Source organism: Actinoplanes sp. NPDC051513, from assembly GCF_044454685.1.
Taxonomy (GTDB): Bacteria; Actinomycetota; Actinomycetes; order Mycobacteriales; family Micromonosporaceae; genus Actinoplanes.
In genome coordinates this window covers 286,966-303,267 of the sequence record NZ_JBITDW010000005.1, presented here as the reverse complement: position 1 = coordinate 303,267, position 16,302 = coordinate 286,966, and the positions used below count along the sequence as shown (strand labels likewise).

The 16,302-nt window shown below is 73.4% G+C and carries 11 protein-coding genes; 5 read left to right on the top strand and 6 right to left on the bottom strand.

Features of this window, described 5'->3' with window-relative positions:
• Both ACIA5D_RS19285 and ACIA5D_RS19280 read left to right on the top strand, forming a co-directional pair.
• Positions 1-1,290: a histidine kinase gene (locus ACIA5D_RS19285; protein WP_396031330.1), complete on the top strand. Its 1,290-nt coding sequence runs from the start codon at positions 1-3 to the stop codon at positions 1,288-1,290.
• A 14-nt stretch (positions 1,291-1,304) separates the two neighbouring features.
• Positions 1,305-1,949 carry a response regulator gene (locus ACIA5D_RS19280; protein WP_396031329.1) on the top strand — a complete coding sequence of 215 codons (645 nt, stop codon included), beginning with the start codon at positions 1,305-1,307 and terminating at the stop codon, positions 1,947-1,949.
• 5 nt (positions 1,950-1,954) lie between these two features.
• Here the strand turns inward: ACIA5D_RS19280 and ACIA5D_RS19275 are convergent, their stop codons facing one another.
• Genes ACIA5D_RS19275 through ACIA5D_RS19260 form a run of 4 tightly spaced genes read right to left on the bottom strand, consistent with a single transcriptional unit; the run spans position 1,955 to position 10,320 of the window.
• A complete protein-coding gene (locus ACIA5D_RS19275) occupies positions 1,955-2,767 on the bottom strand; it encodes a matrixin family metalloprotease (RefSeq protein ID WP_396031328.1) in 813 nt (270 codons plus the stop codon).
• Positions 2,751-4,154, bottom strand: a complete 1,404-nt coding sequence (locus ACIA5D_RS19270) for a hypothetical protein (RefSeq protein WP_396031327.1) — start codon at positions 4,152-4,154, stop codon at positions 2,751-2,753. Before ACIA5D_RS19270 ends, ACIA5D_RS19275 begins: the two co-directional genes overlap by 17 nt.
• Positions 4,151-8,476, bottom strand: a complete 4,326-nt coding sequence (locus tag ACIA5D_RS19265; protein ID WP_396031326.1) for a hypothetical protein — start codon at positions 8,474-8,476, stop codon at positions 4,151-4,153. Before ACIA5D_RS19265 ends, ACIA5D_RS19270 begins: the two co-directional genes overlap by 4 nt.
• Positions 8,473-10,320, bottom strand: a complete 1,848-nt coding sequence (locus tag ACIA5D_RS19260) for a CHAT domain-containing protein (protein WP_396031325.1) — start codon at positions 10,318-10,320, stop codon at positions 8,473-8,475. The genes ACIA5D_RS19265 and ACIA5D_RS19260 overlap by 4 nt, the downstream gene beginning before the upstream one ends.
• Positions 10,321-10,474: 154 nt before the next feature.
• Between ACIA5D_RS19260 and ACIA5D_RS19255 the strand changes: the two genes are divergently transcribed.
• Genes ACIA5D_RS19255 through ACIA5D_RS19245 form a run of 3 tightly spaced genes read left to right on the top strand, consistent with a single transcriptional unit; the run spans position 10,475 to position 12,366 of the window.
• Positions 10,475-11,227: a GNAT family N-acetyltransferase gene (locus tag ACIA5D_RS19255; RefSeq protein WP_396031323.1), complete on the top strand. Its 753-nt coding sequence runs from the start codon at positions 10,475-10,477 to the stop codon at positions 11,225-11,227.
• Between the two features lie 29 nt (positions 11,228-11,256).
• The gene (locus ACIA5D_RS19250) at positions 11,257-12,096 is read left to right on the top strand and encodes a helix-turn-helix domain-containing protein (protein WP_396031322.1); all 840 of its coding nucleotides are present in this window, start codon (positions 11,257-11,259) and stop codon (positions 12,094-12,096) included.
• A gap of 9 nt (positions 12,097-12,105) precedes the next feature.
• Positions 12,106-12,366, top strand: a complete 261-nt coding sequence (locus tag ACIA5D_RS19245; RefSeq protein ID WP_396031321.1) for a hypothetical protein — start codon at positions 12,106-12,108, stop codon at positions 12,364-12,366.
• Between the two features lie 28 nt (positions 12,367-12,394).
• On the opposite strand, the gene ACIA5D_RS19240 is transcribed toward ACIA5D_RS19245, so the two are convergent.
• Entirely contained in the window at positions 12,395-13,054 is a 660-nt protein-coding gene (locus tag ACIA5D_RS19240) for a GNAT family N-acetyltransferase (RefSeq protein ID WP_396031320.1), read from the bottom strand.
• 57 nt (positions 13,055-13,111) lie between these two features.
• Entirely contained in the window at positions 13,112-16,165 is a 3,054-nt protein-coding gene (locus tag ACIA5D_RS19235) for a putative bifunctional diguanylate cyclase/phosphodiesterase (protein ID WP_396031319.1), read from the bottom strand.
• Positions 16,166-16,302 lie beyond the last annotated feature (137 nt).

The following is a 16,302-nucleotide window of genomic DNA, read 5'->3' as shown; positions in this document are numbered from 1 at the left end:
ATGACCGCGCTGCGCGCTCCGTTCACCACACTGGCCCTGCGCCAGGTGGCGTTCTGCCTCGCCGGCGTGGTCAGCGCCGTCGCGATCCTGGCCGTGCCGGCGATCGTGCCGGCCGCGGGCACCTTGATCCTCTGGGCGAGCGGAGCCATGTCCAAGCAGCCCGCACCGGCGGTCGCACCGCTGTTCCTGGTCCTGTTCCCGCTCACCATCGCGCTCCTGGTCCTGCTGGCCGTCCCGGCCGGGCGCGCGATGGGAGCCTTGCATCTCCGGCTCGCCGACCGGCTCCTCGACGAGCACGTGGATGCCCCACAACCCCGGCCGCGCTGGCGCGCCGTCGGATACTGCCTGCTCAAGGTGCCGCTGGCCATCCCCGAGGGCTACGGCGCCTTCTGCTACGTGTTCGGCCTGGTCAACCTCAGCTACCCGGTGTGGTGGCCGCTGTTCCGCAACCACCCGCCCGGCACGACGCTCGGGCCCGTGTGGGCGCTGACCCCGTTCGGCACGATCGGCACGCGGACGTTCGCCGGAACGTTCCTCATCGCCGCGGCCGGCCTCGCGATGCTGCTGGTCGCGCCGTGGTTGATGCGGGCCGGCACGACGATGGACCTGGCCGCGATGCGACGGCTGCTCGGGCGGCGGCGGCTCGCCGAGCGGGTACGCGAACTGCAGGTCAGCCGGGCCCGCGCGATCGACGACGCGGCCGCGATGATGCGCCGGCTGGAACGCGATCTGCACGACGGCGCGCAGATCCGGCTGGCCACGCTGGCGATGAACCTCGGCATGGCGACCGAGAAGCTCGGCGCCGACGGCCCGCCGCCCGACCTCGCCCAGGCACGCGAGCTGGTCGCGCTCGCCCACCGCGGGGCGAAGGATGCTCTCGCCGACCTGCGCGACCTGGTGCGCGGGATCCACCCGCCGGTCCTCGACAACGGTCTCGGCGACGCGTTGGCGACGCTCGCGTCGAGCAGCGCCATCCCGGTCGCGGTGACCGTCGAGCTGCCCGATCGCCCGGCGCCCGCGATCGAGACCATCGCCTACTTCTGCGCATCGGAGCTGCTCGCGAACGCGGCCAAGCACAGCCGGGCGACGCGCATCGGGCTCGGCGTGGTCCGATCCGGCGAAAGCCTGAAGGTGACCGTCGAGGACGACGGCGCCGGCGGGGCGAACCCGGCGGGTCCCGGCCTGTCCGGCCTGGCCGGCCGCATCGCCGTCGTGGACGGCCGGATGCGGGTGCACAGTCCGGCCGGCGGTCCGACCCGGGTCGAGATCGAGCTGCCCACACACGTGTGAACGGAGGCGGGAACATGCGGGTGGTGATCGCGGAGGATGCCGCGATGATGCGCGAAGGGCTGGTCCGGCTGCTCACCGACCGCGGTTTCGAGGTGTGCGCGGCGGTGGCCGACGCGGAGGCGTTGCGGACCGCGATCGCCGCCTTCGTACCGGATGTGGCCATCATCGACATCCGGATGCCACCGACGCACACCGACGAGGGACTGCGCGCCGCGATCGACATCCGGCGCGACCATCCCGGCGTCGGCGTGCTGGTGTTCTCGCAGTACGTGGAGACGCGCTACGCGGCCCGCCTGCTCTCCGATCGGCCGGGCGGCGTCGGGTACCTGCTCAAGGACCGCGTCGCCGACGTCGCCGATTTCGTGGACGCGCTGACCCGGGTCGCGTCCGGTGGCACCGCGCTGGATCCGGAGGTGGTCGGCCATCTGATGCGGGCCGGCCAGAACACCGCGGGGCTGGCGTCGCTGACCCCCCGCGAGCGTGAAGTGCTCGCCCTGATGGCCGAAGGACGATCCAACGCCGGCATCGCGGCCGCTCTCGTCATCACCCCCGGAGTCGTGGAGAAGCACGTGGCGAACATCTTCGCGAAACTCGGTCTGCCGTCCTCGGACAGCGACAACCGCCGGGTCCTGGCCGTCCTGCGCCACGTCGGCGGCTGACCCCCTCAGTCGGCGAACGAGAACTCCGAATACGGCCCGCCGTAGACGACCCGGGCTCCGGTGCGGTCGGCCTCGGTGAACCGCAACTGCGGATCCCCGATCCCCGGCGCCACGTAGTGCATGACCGACGTCGGGTCGTACGCGGTGATCTCGACGGTGTGTTCGAGCGATTCGGGATTGAACAGATCCGGCGCCTCCGGCCGGATGTGCTCGTGCCGGAACCCCAGCACGTGCCCCAGCTCGTGCCGCAGCACCCCGACCGGATCGAACCCGCCGTTCCCGCTGAAGTACCCGTCGAACACCCACACCAGCCGCTGGTTCACCGGGTCGTCCGGGAAGAACGCCATGGCGATCGTGTTCCCGCCGCCGTCCTGCCGCACCACCGGGAACGACACGTCCCCGAACTGAAGGTTCTCGTCGGTGTCCTTCGCCGGCACGTACTCGAACTCGAACCCGCAGATGCTCTGCCACGCCGCGGTGGCCGCCGCCATCCCGTCGACCACTTTCTCGTGCTCCGCGTCGGTGGGGAACGTGGGCCGCCACACGGCGTACGTCAGCTTCGTGCCCGGCCGCCACCGCAGCGTCCGGCCGTCGCGCTCGATCCCGAGCAGCCCCTGCCGGTCGGCGTCCGGGTCGGCCTGCGCCGCCGAGGCGATCTCGATCCGCCGGGCCGCGTACGCCGGCACCGCCGCCTCCGCGATGCCGATGTCGCCCTCGACGACGAACCGGGTCGCGGAGATGCCGAAATGCTTCAGTTCGAGCTGGACCGTGGGCGCCGACGCCTTGATCTTGTCAACCAGCTCATTGGTCGTGATCATTCTGTATCCCCCTCTTCCCGGCGAGGCCGAGGTCGCGGACGAGGTCGGCGCCCGCTTTCCGGTCGGCTTCGCGCACTTGTTCTTCCGAGAGCGTCCGGCCGGGCGTGAGCGTCCGCGTGCTGCGCACGCCGGCCTGCCGCCGGTTCACGATCATCGTGGCCAGGCGGGCATCGAGATCACCTTTCGTGTACGCGGCGGCGTCGAGCCGGTAGGCGTGCATCGCGGCGGCCACCCAAACCCGTACGTCGAAGGGAACGCTCGGCGGCTGCCCGTCGAGCAGTTGCCGGCCGACCCGCGCGGCCTGCTGCTCCCGCACGGCGGTCCACGGCAGGATGTCGGCGAGCTGCCGGCCCGCGAGCGTGGTCCAGGCCCGGCCGAGCAGGGCCGGCGCCACCACGGCCACGTCCGGCGCGTAGTCGCGGGAATCGCCGACGATCGGCCCGTACGTCTGCGCCCAGTCCGTCGTGGGTGTCACCCCCACGCCGGTCAGCAGCCGCTGGCAGAGCGCGACCCGCAGCGCCGCCGTGGGGTACCGGCCGGGATCGCCGGCGTCGATCCGGGCCAGGCGGACGTCGTCGCGCTGCCCGGCCAGCTCGAGGACCAGGCCCTCGACGTACGCGCTGCCGGTGGCGAGCACCCCGATCACGTCGGCGAAGATCTCGTCGCACCAGGAGACCCAGACCCTGCGGCGCGCGTCGTCGCGGTCGCCGCTGAGCTCCGCCGCGGCCAGCGCCGCCTTCGCCTCGGCCGCGAGCCCGAGGTCCTCGGCGATCACGTGCCCGGTCTCGTGGCCGACCAGGGCGGTCTCCGGCATGCGGTTGGCGATGTCCCACGGCAGGCCGATCACCGGCACCGGCAGCCGCTGGAGAGCGGCCTGGAAGAACTGGAGGTCCTTGGCGTCGAGGCCGGGCGGGTGCAGGGTCTTGGTGCGGGCCTGGGCGAACGGCGTGCGGTCGGTGCTGTAGAAGACCAGCGGCGGCTCGCGCAGCGCCACCGAACCGGGCGCGGACGCCCGCAGGAACGGCTCGTAGCAGCCCCAGGCGAGGTCGTCGGCGGCGCCGAGGTGCGTCGTGTACTCGGCCATGTCGCGCTGGGCGAGCTTGTCCCGGAAGAAGTCCCAGATCAGGTGGGCGCTGCCGATGCCGCGCCGCAGCCCGGGGAGGTCGTCGACGCTGCCGCCCGGCGGCGGGTCCACGGGGTCGAGGGGCGTGCCGTCCACCACCGTGTCGAGGGTGCCGACGATGAAGGTCTCGAGCCGGCCCAACTGGTTTCGGTGGATACCCAGGTTGCCGGGTTTCGAGGCGCGAGCGATCCAGTCCGCGAGGTCGGCGCCGAGGCTGTCGACCCGGGCCCGCAGCCGGGCGAGGGAGAAGTCCAAGAGGGTCATGCCGGGCCGCCCAGGCGGTAGCGCCGGTCCGGCCGGTCGGTGCTGACCGACACCACGTCCCGCCACGGAGCCCGATTGCGCGGCCCGGCCCGCATGGGACGCTGGAGCACGGCGGCGACCTCGGCCGGCGACACGCCTTGCCCGAGCCGGCGGGCCAGCTCCCGGACGCCGTCGCTGCGGCCCGCGTCGCTGAGCGGCCCGCAGATCACATCGACCTCGAAGTGGGCGCGCACCAGGTACCAGCAGAACGCGTTGGCGACGGCGAGCTGCTCCACGGCGTCGTGGTCGTAGCTGGACAGAGCGACGTCGAGGATCACCAGCCAGGGGCCGCCCGTCAGCCGCTTGGCGAACGATTCCGCGGTGAGCAGCTCGCCGGTGGTCAGTTGCAGCGCCGGGTAGCCGCGACGGTCCACCGGCTCCGCGATGACGTGCAGGATGCCGCCGCCGGGGAGGGCCTCGTCGGGGTTCTGGAACAGCCGGGGCTGCACGACGGTCCGGCCGTCGTAGCCGCGAGTGAGCTCGTCCAGCGCCAGGGCGCCGTGCTTGGACCGCTCGTTGAGGACACCGAGCAGCACGACCGGGGCCGGCCGGGGCTCGTCGGCGGCCAGCGGGCGTTCCCGCCGGCGGCGCAGGACCGCGGGCGGGAGATCGCCCCGCGCGGCCTCCCACGGCCACCGGGCGGCCTCGGGATCGGTGAGGATCAGGTCCGCGCGCGCATCCGCGGCCCAGTCCGCCCGGCCGGGCAACACCCGGCCCATCTCGTCGAGAACCGTGTAGGGCGGACGGGTCAGCGAGGCGAGGGCGTCCGTCATGTCGGCGAGGTGGAGCTGTTCGCCGGGCACGTTGACCTCGACCTGGCCGGCGTCCGGCACGGTGCGCAGCAGCAGCGGCACGGCCCGCTCGTCCTGCTGCCGGTCGGCCGCCGCGCCGATGGGGTCGGACGCCCCGCGCCGGGCGGGGCCCAGGCGGCCGCGCGCGCCGGTCACGGCCCGGCCGATCGCCCCGTCCGGGTCCGGCATCGAGCTCAGGCCGTCCAGCAGGCTGACCGCGGTGTCGTGGTCGCCCAGCACCCGCGCGAGGTCGGCGCGGGCGAGGACGAGCGCCGGCGTGCGGCTCTGCGCCTGCTTGAACCGGGTCAGCTCCAGCAACTCGTCGGCGACCGCGGGCCGGTGGCCCGCCGCGGGCAGCCGCACCTCGGCCAGGGCACGCAGGGCGAGCAGCCGCGCGCCGGAGCCCTGGACGGCGGCGACCGCGTCGCGCAGGAGACGGAACTGGCGCTCGGCGCCGCCGTGCACGACGAGCCGGGTGATCGCCAGCTCGACGGCGACCGACGGCGGCATCCGCTCGATCCGCTCCGCGAGCTCCTCGGCCGCGGGGAAGGTCCCCGGCCGGATCAGCCGGGCCTCCAGCAGCCGCGCGCGCAGCGCGACCAGGGGATCGGAGAAATGGCTCAGCCGTTTCAGGAGGGAGGCCGCGACATCGGTGCCCCCGTCGCGGTACGCGAGCCGCGCCAGCTCGGTGATGGCCTCGACCGCGACGGCGGGATCGGAGTTCGACGCGGCCCCGCTTAGGTCGTCCCGTGCCGCGTCGAGGTTGCCGAGCTGGGCGTAGGCCTGACCGATGACGAGCACGGCGGCGGCCGACGATCTGTCCGTCGCGCGCAGCACCCGCCCGGGCTCGTACTGCAGCAGCCGGGCGCGGGCCTGCCAGATCCGCGGGGCCTTGCTGGTGAGCACCTCCTGGGCATGCCCCAGCGCCATCCGGGTGGCGGCCCAGAGCTCGGGCGCATCGGCCCGGTCCGCCACCTCGTACGCCTCGAGCCAGCGCTCCGCCGCGAGCAGGCCCAGGGTCAGCGACCGGGCCACGTCGCCGGCCCACACCGTGCCCGCGGCATAGGCCAGGAACTGCCGGACCGTCTCCAGACCCGGCTCCGGCGGCGTCCGGGAGGCGAGCCACCCCGACGCCAGCGCGACGTCGGCCCCGGGGAGAGCCTCGGCGAGCAGCGCCCAGGACACGTCGACGCGGCCGGCCGCCTCCGCCAGGACCGCCCGGAGAAAGCCGATCCGCCGCTGCTCGCGGTCCTGGACGGCGAGGTCGATCTGGGACACGTGCGACGAGAGGGTGCTCTCGTGCACCGGCGTCCCGTGCAGGTTCGCCTGCGCCACCACCGCCTCGGCGATCTCGAGGTGGGCGATCGACCGCACCTCGACCGACGGCCCGGCGATGTCGAGCACCGCCCGGGCCAACAGCAGCCGATCGCCGCGGTCGAGGCCGGCCCGCGCCAGCAACGCGCGGAACAGCGCGTCCCCGTCGTGGTCGTCGCCGGTCCACGGCTGGTAGGCGTGGAAGAGCACGGCGTGCAGCGCGGCTCCCCGGGCCGCCCCCGTCGCCGTGCCGACCTCCCGCGACCAGTACGCGTACGACCGCCGGTGGATGTCGTCGTACGCGGGATGCCCGCCGTCGCGCAGCAGCCCCCGCAGCGGCTCGCGGACCTCGGTGTGGAACGACACCGCGTCGGACAGCCCCTCGACCCGGAACACCCACGACGACTGCGCGGCATAGTCGAGCAGCGTCTCCCAGGCCCGCCCGAACGCGCCCGGCGCCCGCACCGCGGCCAGGTCGGGAACCGGCCACCGGCGCACGCCCTCGGCCGGCGGGGGCACGCCAAGGTCCAAGGCGGCGTTGTCGTAGTCGCGCCCGGGCTCGGGGAGCGAGGCGAACGCGGCCAGGGCCGGCCAGATCACCTCCTCGGCCGCCTCCCGGGTCAGCACCGGCAGCAGCGCCCCCCACCGCAGCAGCCACTGCACGTGCTCGTCCGGGAGACGGTCGACGACCCGGTCGACCAGGTAGAACAGGTCGACGTTCGCGAACGACTCGATCGTCGCGGCGCCGACGTCGCGGTTGCGGGTGACGTACTCGGCGAGCAGCGCCAGCTTCATCGGGTTGTCGTGGGTGCGCGCGACGATCGCCCGCACCATCGCCGGATCGCTGATTCCGCCCTGCTCGGTGAGGTAGCGGCGCGCCTCGTCCTCGGTGAAGCCGGGGACCTCCAGCATCGCGACCTCGCGCCCGAGGAGCACCTCGGTCCCCGCCGAGGGCTCGCTCGTGACCGCGTCGCCGACCCACCGCTCCCGGAAGCCGGGCACGCGCTCGCGCCGCCCCGACGGGAGCTCGCGCTCGCCGGCCAGGTCGAACCGGCCGCTGACGACGACCCGCAGGCCCGGGACCCGCGCGACGCCCGGCTCGCCGGTGCCGTGGAACAACTCGCCGAGCATGTCGAGCACCGGCAGCAGGTCGGCGCCCTCGGTGTGCAGCACGTTCTCGACCGTGTCGAGGGCGATGACGACCAGGCCACCGCCGGTGGCCGCCGCCAGGATCTCCCGGAACTTCTCCGGCATCTCGCGGGCAGCCTCGACCGCCAGCTCGTCGCGGCGGGTGTCGGGCGCGACGCCGCCGGCCGGCGGGACCCGCGGCAGGGCCTCCGGCTGCACGATGTCCTGGTACGCGCCGAACCGCTGGAGCGTGTAGCCGAACGGCGAGAGGGGCAGCTGCGGGTCGAGCTGGGCGGCGATGGCGAGCAGCAGCAGCCACGGCTCGGTGGTGGCCAGGCCGAGCTGGGTGACGTGGTCGAAGTCGATGCGGGCCACCGGGATGTCGCTTTCCGGGCAGCGGCGGCCGAGCAGGTTCTTCACGAACATCGTCTTGCCGCGGCCGCCGGGCGCGTGCAGGTGCAGCATCCACCGACCGTCGTCGGCGACGAGCCGGTCCCACAGCACGTCCTCGAAGCCCCGCTCGAGGTACGTGGTCGTCGCGTCCCGGTCGCGCAGCGCCCGCGAGTGCCGGCGCAGCAGGGGCGCGAGCTCGTCGCGCAGCCCGCGCGCGGCGGGGTCGTCGGGGACGGGCCATTCGTCGAGGAGCCGGATCAGGTCGTGCGCGCGGGGCACGTCGCCGGTGGACAGCGCCCGGCCGACGTCGCCGGCGAGGTCGCGCAGGGCGTCCGGTCGGCTCGGCGCGGCGGAGAGCCGGGCGTAGCGGCCCTCCATGCCGTCGTCGGCCCGCGAGACCCGCTCCCGGATCTCGTCGGCCGGGTCCCAGCCGGCCAGCAACGCCTGGCGTAGCGGCGCCGGGATCGTCCAGGTCTCGTCGGCGCGGCCCTGCACCACCGGGTGCTCGACGAGGCGGGCCGCCGCCTCGGCCGAGCCGGTCGCGGCCTCGGCGAGCGGGCGGGTGATGTAGCGCAGCACCGCGCCGTGGCGCAGCAGCGTGCGGTCGTCGTCGGGCAGGGCGTCGACGACCAGCGTCTCGATCGGCGGCGCGCTCACGACTGGCGTCCCGCGATGGCGCGCATCGAGGCGAGGCTCTGGGCCATCGGATAGGCCGCGAGCGCCGCCGCCAGGACGGCGAAGCTCGGCTTCTTCTCCTCGGGGATGCGGTCGGACCAGTAGTCGCGGAAGTGCGCCACCGCCCGCCGCCACTCGGCGCTGTCGAAGTCGCCGACCTTGACCGGCGCCCAGCCGGCCGGGCGCGCGCCCCACACCTGGTCGCCGACGGGTTTCTCCAGCGACACCATCAGCCGCAGCCGGGAGCCGGCCGGGGCGCGCAGGAACGGCCGGCAGAGCTCGGGCAGCACCGTCTGCTCGACCAGGTCCTCCTGCCAGTCGCTGAGGCCGTCGAGCACGATCAGCAGGCGGCCGTCGTGCAGCGCTTCGAGGCCCGCCCGGAACTGCTCGAACGTCCGGGCGCTCGATTCGGCGGACTTCGCCGTGACGTGCAGCGCGGCGGCGTCGAACCCGGCCTGGCCGGCCTCGTCGGCGATCCGCGCCAGCAGGTCGCGCCAGTCACCGGTGCGGTAGCCGAACAGGTTGACGTAGACGACCGCGTCGCCGGCCCGGGCCCGCGCCTCGGCCATCGTGTTGAGCAGCTCGCGCTTGCCGGCGTCGGGGCCGCCCACCAGCACGGCGAGCCGGGCCTCGGTGGCCGGGCCGGCCTTGAGGCTGCCGTCCATCGAGGTCCAGGCCTGCCGGCGCTCGGCCCAGCGGGTCACGAAGTCGGACTTCAGCCAATGGACGGCGGCCGGCACCCCGGCGTACGCCATGGTGACCGCCGTGCCCGCGTCGCCGCGCACGGTGACCCGCGGCAGCGCCCAGTTCGAGCGGACCTCGAGCACGTCGCCGGCCGCGTCGCCGGCCGCCGCCTGAACGGCGAGCCGGGCGCGGGTCGTGGCGGTGTCCACCGGCGTACCCGTGAAGATCTCCCGATAGAAACGCCGGCTGAATGCCTCCGACGCGGCGCCGCGGATCTCGCCCATCATCGCCACGACGGCCCGGCACCCGGCGTCGGTGAAGGCCCGCACCAGCGACGATCCGCGGGTCGGCGCGAGCGCGGTCTGGCAGGCGTTGAGCACGACGAGCCGCGGCGGCGCCTGGGCGAAGACGCTGCGCACTTTGTCGGCCGGCCACGGGTCGCTCTCGTTCTCGGACGAGTAGACGAAGATCTGCGGGGGATCGCCGGCGCCGTGCCCGATGAAATGGAAGACGTGCGGGCGGAAATCGATGAGGGCCCGCTCGATGACATCCGGTCCCGGATGGTCGAGCGCGGTGAGCAGCACCTCGGCGTTGCGCTGGTGTGCCTCCCGCTCGATGAGCATCAGCTCCTCGTCGGCCCGGATGCGCTGGTCGCCGGGCCGGTTGCCGAGCACGACCAGCACGCGCAGCGGATGCTCGATCGCGGGCGGCTCGCCGGCCGCGAAGTGGCCGCTCGGCTCGGGGCGGCCGAGCGCCCAGCTGGTGTTCGCGGCGGTGAAGATGTACTGGTCGTCGCAGCGCAGCAGTTCCCACGGCAGGTGCAGCAGGTCGTCGGAGCGAAGGTCCAGATAGATCCGTCCCTCGCGGATCAGCGGCCGCAGGGTGGCGCCAATCGTGCCGGGCGCCAGCCGCGCCCACAACTGGTCGCCGATGGACTCCTGGCGCGCCTCGTCCATCAGGCCGGCCGCGGTCAGGCTGTCCTCGGGGTCGACCACCGTGCCGTCGTGGCGGAAGCCGGCCGTGTCGAAACCGGACGGATGCCCGGCGAGCAGGGCGCCGTCGCTCACCCGGACGAGCCGGATCGGCGCACCGTCCCCGGGCTCGTCGCTGGTCTTCCACACCGACAGGACGAAATCGGTCATCCCGCACCCTTCGCGCTCATCACTTGTCGAAAAACCTAGAGTGACGAACGGCGCCACAGATACCTCTTATGTGTCGGAAATTCGGCCGGATCAGGCGAACCCCGCCGAGCACAATGCCGGGCGCGCCGAATGGGGCGGCAATAGCATGTCCGGGATGAACACCACGGACTCTTCGGCCGCCGCCTTCCGCGACGGCATGGAAATGATCGCCGCCGCGGTCCCCGGCTCGTACCACACCCGGGGCGAGCACGGCACGCTGCTGGCCATCACGCACGCCGACGTGCCCGCCCTGAACCCGATCCTGAGTCCGGCGGCCGTGGCCGACCCGGCCGAGATCGCCGCCCTGGCCGGCATCGCGGCCGAGCGGTCGGGTGGCTCGCCGTGGAGCATCCGCCTGCGCGGCGAGCCGAGCCCGGAGATCCGTGAGATCGCCGGCCGGCACGGACTCGCGACGGACACGACCCAGCCGTTCATGACCCGGCCGCTGACCGGCGACGTGCCCGAGACCAAGGCGACCGTCCGCCGCCTGGAGGCCGCGGAGTACGAAACGTTCGCCGCGGTCCTGGCCGGCGGCTTCGGCGCCCTGCCCGAGATCGTCTCGGCGGTCTACAGCCCGCAGGTCCTCGTGCACCCCGGCATCGCGGCCTACCTGGCCGAGGACGACTCCGGCACGCCGGTCGCGGCGGGCGTGACGATCCGCAACGACCGCCACCTCGGCCTCGGCAGCGTGGCCACGCTCGAGCCGTCGCGCCGTCAGGGCCACGCGTACGCGCTCACCGCCACCATGCTGAACGACGGCCGCGCGGCCGGCGCCCACACCGCCTATCTGCACGCCACCGACGAGGTGGTCCCGTTCTTCGAGGCCCTGGGATTCGAGACCCGCGAGACCTGGACGATGCTGTTCTGACGGCCCGGCGGGATCCGCAGAATGGTGTCATGACTGAAACCGAGCTCGGCGCCTTCCTCAAGGCCCGGCGGGCCGGCCTGACGCCGCGCGCGGTCGGCCTGCCCGAGCTGGGCGGCCGCCGCAAGGTTCGGGGGCTGCGCCGCGAGGAGGTGGCCCAGCTGGCGTCGATCAGCGTCGACTACTACACCCGCCTCGAGCAGGGCCGCGTGCAGGCATCCGCGTCCGTGCTCGCCACCCTGGCCCGGGCGCTGCGGTTGGACGACGATCAGAAGACCTATCTGTACGAGGTGGCCGGCAAGACGGACGCGCTGCCGCGCCGCCGCCGGGCCGCGCAGAAGGTCCGTCCGGCGATGCGCCGCCTGCTCGACCAGTTGGCGACGCCCGCGGTGGTGCTCGGCAAGCGGCTGGACATCCTGGCGTGGAACCGGTCCGCCGCCGCGTTGTACACCGATTTCGCCGCCGTCCCCGTCGACCGTCGCAACTACGTACGCGTGCTCTTCACCCACCCGCAGATCCGCCGCATGCACCTGGACTGGTCCCACGACGCCCGCGACGCCGTCGCGGCGCTGCGCATGCGCGCCGCGGCGGAGCCGGACGACCCCGCGCTGGCCCTTCTGGTCGGCGATCTTTCGCTTCAGGACGAAGATTTCCGTACGTGGTGGGCAGAGCACCGCGTGACGGGCGCGGGCTACGGCACCAAGCGCTACCACCACCCGACGGCCGGGGACCTCACGCTGGACTGCGACGTGTGGACGAGCCCCGACGGCAGCGGGCAGGAGCTGATGGTGCTCACGGCCGAGCCCGGCTCCCCGTCCCACGACGCCCTGCGCGTCCTGGCGTCCTGGACCGCGGGCGCCCGAACGGGGTAGAGAGGAACCATGCAGCCCGAGAAGATCAGCCAGGACGAGTACGAGGCCGAGCTCAACCGCCTCCACGAGCGCCGCGAGGAGCTCGAGGAGCAGGAGACGACCCTCGCCGGTCACGACCACGGCGGCGGCCTGCCCGCCGACCAGCAGAACCGCCTGGCCAAGGTGCGCGGCGAGCTCGCCGGCCTCCTCCAGGAGATCGGCGACCTGCAGGACCGCTACGCCGACGGCGGCGGCGCCCCGCCCCAGCGGGACGGCGCGCTGGGCGAATGAACCCGGCGCTCAGCCGACCTGGCGGAACTCAGCCGACCTGACGGAATTGGGCGAAGATCACGTCGTGGCTGGGCTCGAAGCCGAGCCGCTCGTACAGCCGCAGCGCCCGGTCGTTGTCGGCCGCCGCGTGCAGGAACGGCAGCTCGCCGCGCCCGAGGATGCCGGCCGCCACGGCGAGCGTGAGCCGCGCCCCCAGCCCGCGCCCCTGGTAGTCGGGATCGGTCGCGACGGCGCTGATCTCCGTCCAGCCCGGCAGCCGGAACCGCTCGCCGGCCATCGCCACCAGCTTGCCGTCGATGCGGATGCCCAGATAGCGGCCGAGCGCGATGGTGCGCTTGCGGAACGGCCCCGGCTTGGCCCGCTCGACCAGGTCGAGGATCTCGGGGACGTCGGTCTCGCTGAGCAGGACGGCTTCGGGGTCCTCTACGCCGGTCATGCTCTGGCCGATCATCTGCACCCCGGGCAGCGACATTGCCACCTCCCAGCCCGGGCCCGGCGTCAGCGACGGCCCGGTCAGCAGCACGTCGTCGGTCAGCGCGGCGAGGTCACGCCAGCCGGCGGGGTCGGCCGGCTCGGCCAGGGCGCCGAACGGGGAGATGTCGCTCCGGTAGCAGGCGGCGTCACCGGACGCCTCGGCGTAGCAGGCCTGTGGCCCGGAGAGGGCGGCCCACACTGGGTTCTCCAACACACCCAGAACCCTGCCCCCGGCGGGCCGCCGCCGCTAGTGAATATCCGTCAGAAACCCTCAGACGAGTTCCGGCACGCTGTGCGCGAGCTCGAGGATCTCGGCCGGCCGGACCGGCTTCGAGAACAGGTATCCCTGTCCATATGGGCAGCCCATGCGGGCCAGCGCGGCCCGCTGCCCGGCGTCCTCGATGCCCTCGGCCACGACCGCGAGGTCGAGGTTGCGCGCGAGAGTCACGATCGCGTCGACCATGGTGTGCTGCTGCTCGCTGCTCAGGATGTCGTCGATGAACGACTTGTCGAGCTTGAGCACGTCGACGGGCATCTGGCGCAGGTAGCTCAGCGACGAGGACCCGGTGCCGAAATCATCGATCGCGATGCGTACGCCCATGGCGCGCAACACCCGCAGGTCGGCCCACACCTGGTCGGCGTCGCGCAGCACCAGGCTCTCGGTGATCTCCAGCAGCAGCCACTCGGGCCGCGCACCGGCCTCGACGATGGCCTGGCGCACCTGGTCGACGAAGCCGGGCGTCCGGAACTGCCGCGCGGACACGTTGACGCTCACGTACCGCAGCGAGATGTCCGGGTCCTTGGTCTTCCACGCGACGAACTGGGCGAGCGCCCGGCGCAGCACCGACATGCCGATCGCCACGATCGCGCCGCTCTCCTCGGCCACCTCGATGAAGTGGAACGGGCCGAGCAGCCCGCGGGTCGGGTGCTCCCAGCGCACCAGCGACTCGACGCCGGTGATCAGGCCGGTGTGCAGGTCGACGATCGGCTGGTACATCGGGTGGAACTGCTCGCCCTCGATCGCGTCGTGCAGCGCGGCCCGGATCTCCAGCCGTTGCACCATCGCGGTGTGCAGCTCCGGCTGGTATCGCTGCCAGGTGCCCTTGTCGCCACCCTTGGCCTGGTAGAGGGCCAGGTCGGCGTGGCGCAGCAGCTCGGTGGCGCCGGCCGCGTCGGTGCTCGCGGCGACGCCGACGCTGGCCGCGCCGCTGACGATGTGCGAGCCGCCGATGCCGTCCGAGACCTCGACCGCCACGGCCAGGGCCTCGACGATCGCGGCCGCGACCTGCTCGGCGGCGCCGGCCGGGTGGCCGTCCTCGATGAGGATGGCGAACTCGTCGCCGCCCATCCGGGCCGCGGTGCTGCCGTGCCCGATGATCTCGGCGATCCGCCGGCCGACCGTGACCAGCAGCTCGTCGCCGACGGCGTGCCCGAGGGTGTCGTTGACCTCCTTGAAGTCGTCGAGGTCGACGAAGAGCACGCTGAGCGTGCGGCACTGGCGCTCGCACTCGGCGAACGCCTGCTCGAGCCGGTTGCGGAACAGCACCCGGTTGGCGAGCCCGGTGAGCCCGTCGTGGAACGCCAGGTGGGACAGGTCGTCCTCGAGGCGGCGGCGCTCGGTGACGTCGCCGATGGTGAGCACGAGCCCGCGCACGGTCGGGTCGTCGCGCAGGTCGCGGCCGTCGACCTCGGCCTGCGCGAGCCGGCCGTCGGCGCACAGGATCGTCAGGTCGGGGCTGTTCTGGGTGCCGCGCCCGGCGCGGACGGCGGCGAGGATCTCCTGCATGGTCCGGTGGTGGCTGACCGCGACGAGCGCGGACAGCGGCGTGCCGGCCAGGTCCTCGTGCCCGAAGACGGTGGCGGCCGACGGGCTCGCGTACCGGATCTCGTCGTCGTCCGTGACGATGAGGATCACGTCGGAGGCGTTCTGGATCAGCGTCCGGAACCAGGCCTCGCTGTCGCGCCGGCTGACCTCGCCGGTCAGCGCGATCCGCTGGAGCACGACCTCGACCTGGGCGAACAGCGCCTCGAGGGTGTCGGTCAGATCGGCGAGCACCTCGGGGGCGGCGGCGAGCACGGCCAGCGACTGCCGCGGCGGGTCGCCGGGCAGGGGGAGCTGGCCGACCGCGAACGCGTCGAAGCCGTGGGTGGGCACGCCGGGCGGGAGCTCGGCGGCGGTCATCAGGCGCACGCCGATCCGGGTCGGCGCCTCGACGGTGTCGTCGGTGATCAGCAGCTCGTAGGGCTTGTCCTTGGGCATCAGCGTGCGGATGGCCTGGCCGGCCGCCTCGAGCACGTCCTCGACGCCGGCGGCGGCGAACAGCGCCGCCCCGGCCTGGCGCAGCGCCCGCTCCCGGGCGCGGGCCCGGCGCTGGGCCAGCGCGAGCCCGTTGACCCGGCCCAGCACCAGCAGGAACATCAGCGCCGCGGCGCCGGCGATGACCGGAGCGTCGACGACGCCGTCGCGGGCCTTCTCGACCTCGGCGCTGCCGATCCACTCGATGTACAGCGCGGCCGGGGCGATCAGCGCGGCCGTGGCCATCCAGACGATCCGGTGCGTGCCCATGTCGTGGCCGCCGGTCACCCCGGACGGCTCGGTGAGCTTGCGCATCGACGGCATCAGCGCCGTCCAGCCCATGAACGCGTAGAAGACGATCCAGCCGAGGTCGACCGGCCCGCCGAGCGCCCAGTCGCTGTTGAGCTGCGACTGGCCGTAGAAGATGTCCGAGATCAGCAGGCCGACCATGGCGATGCCGATCGCGGTGAGCGCGCGCGGCCGCCGGCCGGGCGTGGAGACCATCCGCAGGGTCATGGCGAGCACGAGCACGTCGCCGAGCGGGTAGCCGACCGAGACGAGCTTCTCGAGCGTCGACAGCTCGTGGGCGCGGGTGAACGGCGCGATCCAGTAGATCCAGGCGAGCAGGCCGAGGCCGACGGTGGGCACCAGCGCGTCGAGCAGCGCGGCCCGGTTGCCGACCCCGCCCGAGCGATACCGCACGAACAGCAGGAAACCGCCGGTGAGCAGCGGATACACCAGCAGGTACAGCACGTCGGCGGCGCCCGGGAAGGTCGGCGTGCCGCCGACCGCGATGATCAGGTTGTACGTGTTGTCCCCGGTGTTGAAGAACACCAGCGCCACGGCGAGCAGGTACCAGGGCAGCTTGCGGGCCGGTTTGTTGAGGCGTACGCCGACGACGATCATCGCCGCGCTGGAGTAGCCGAGCGCCGCCCAGGTGTACAGGTGGCTGCCGGGGAAGGCGTAGTAGACGGCGGTGAGCACCACAATCCACGCGCCGAAGCACGCGCGCGCGGCTCGCGTCGTCATGCGCTCTCCGTTCGTTCGCACCGTCGGCCGGGTTGCCTCCGTTGCCCTCAATCGGGCGGCCCGCTCCGGGCTTGAGCGCTTTCGACAACCCCAGCGCCGTACTATTCGTCGGAACTTTTCGCCCGCGGCGGACGACT

Bases quoted from the DNA above. Each gene is read 5' to 3' on its own strand.
- ACIA5D_RS19285 (WP_396031330.1), top strand. From the start codon at position 1: ATGACCGCGCTGCGCGCTCCGTTCACCACACTGGCCCTGCGCCAGGTG.
- ACIA5D_RS19280 (WP_396031329.1), top strand. From the start codon at position 1,305: ATGCGGGTGGTGATCGCGGAGGATGCCGCGATGATGCGCGAAGGGCTG.
- ACIA5D_RS19275 (WP_396031328.1), bottom strand. From the start codon at position 2,767: ATGATCACGACCAATGAGCTGGTTGACAAGATCAAGGCGTCGGCGCCC.
- ACIA5D_RS19270 (WP_396031327.1), bottom strand. From the start codon at position 4,154: ATGACCCTCTTGGACTTCTCCCTCGCCCGGCTGCGGGCCCGGGTCGAC.
- ACIA5D_RS19260 (WP_396031325.1), bottom strand. From the start codon at position 10,320: ATGACCGATTTCGTCCTGTCGGTGTGGAAGACCAGCGACGAGCCCGGG.
- ACIA5D_RS19255 (WP_396031323.1), top strand. From the start codon at position 10,475: ATGAACACCACGGACTCTTCGGCCGCCGCCTTCCGCGACGGCATGGAA.
- ACIA5D_RS19250 (WP_396031322.1), top strand. From the start codon at position 11,257: ATGACTGAAACCGAGCTCGGCGCCTTCCTCAAGGCCCGGCGGGCCGGC.
- ACIA5D_RS19245 (WP_396031321.1), top strand. From the start codon at position 12,106: ATGCAGCCCGAGAAGATCAGCCAGGACGAGTACGAGGCCGAGCTCAAC.
- ACIA5D_RS19235 (WP_396031319.1), bottom strand. From the start codon at position 16,165: ATGACGACGCGAGCCGCGCGCGCGTGCTTCGGCGCGTGGATTGTGGTG.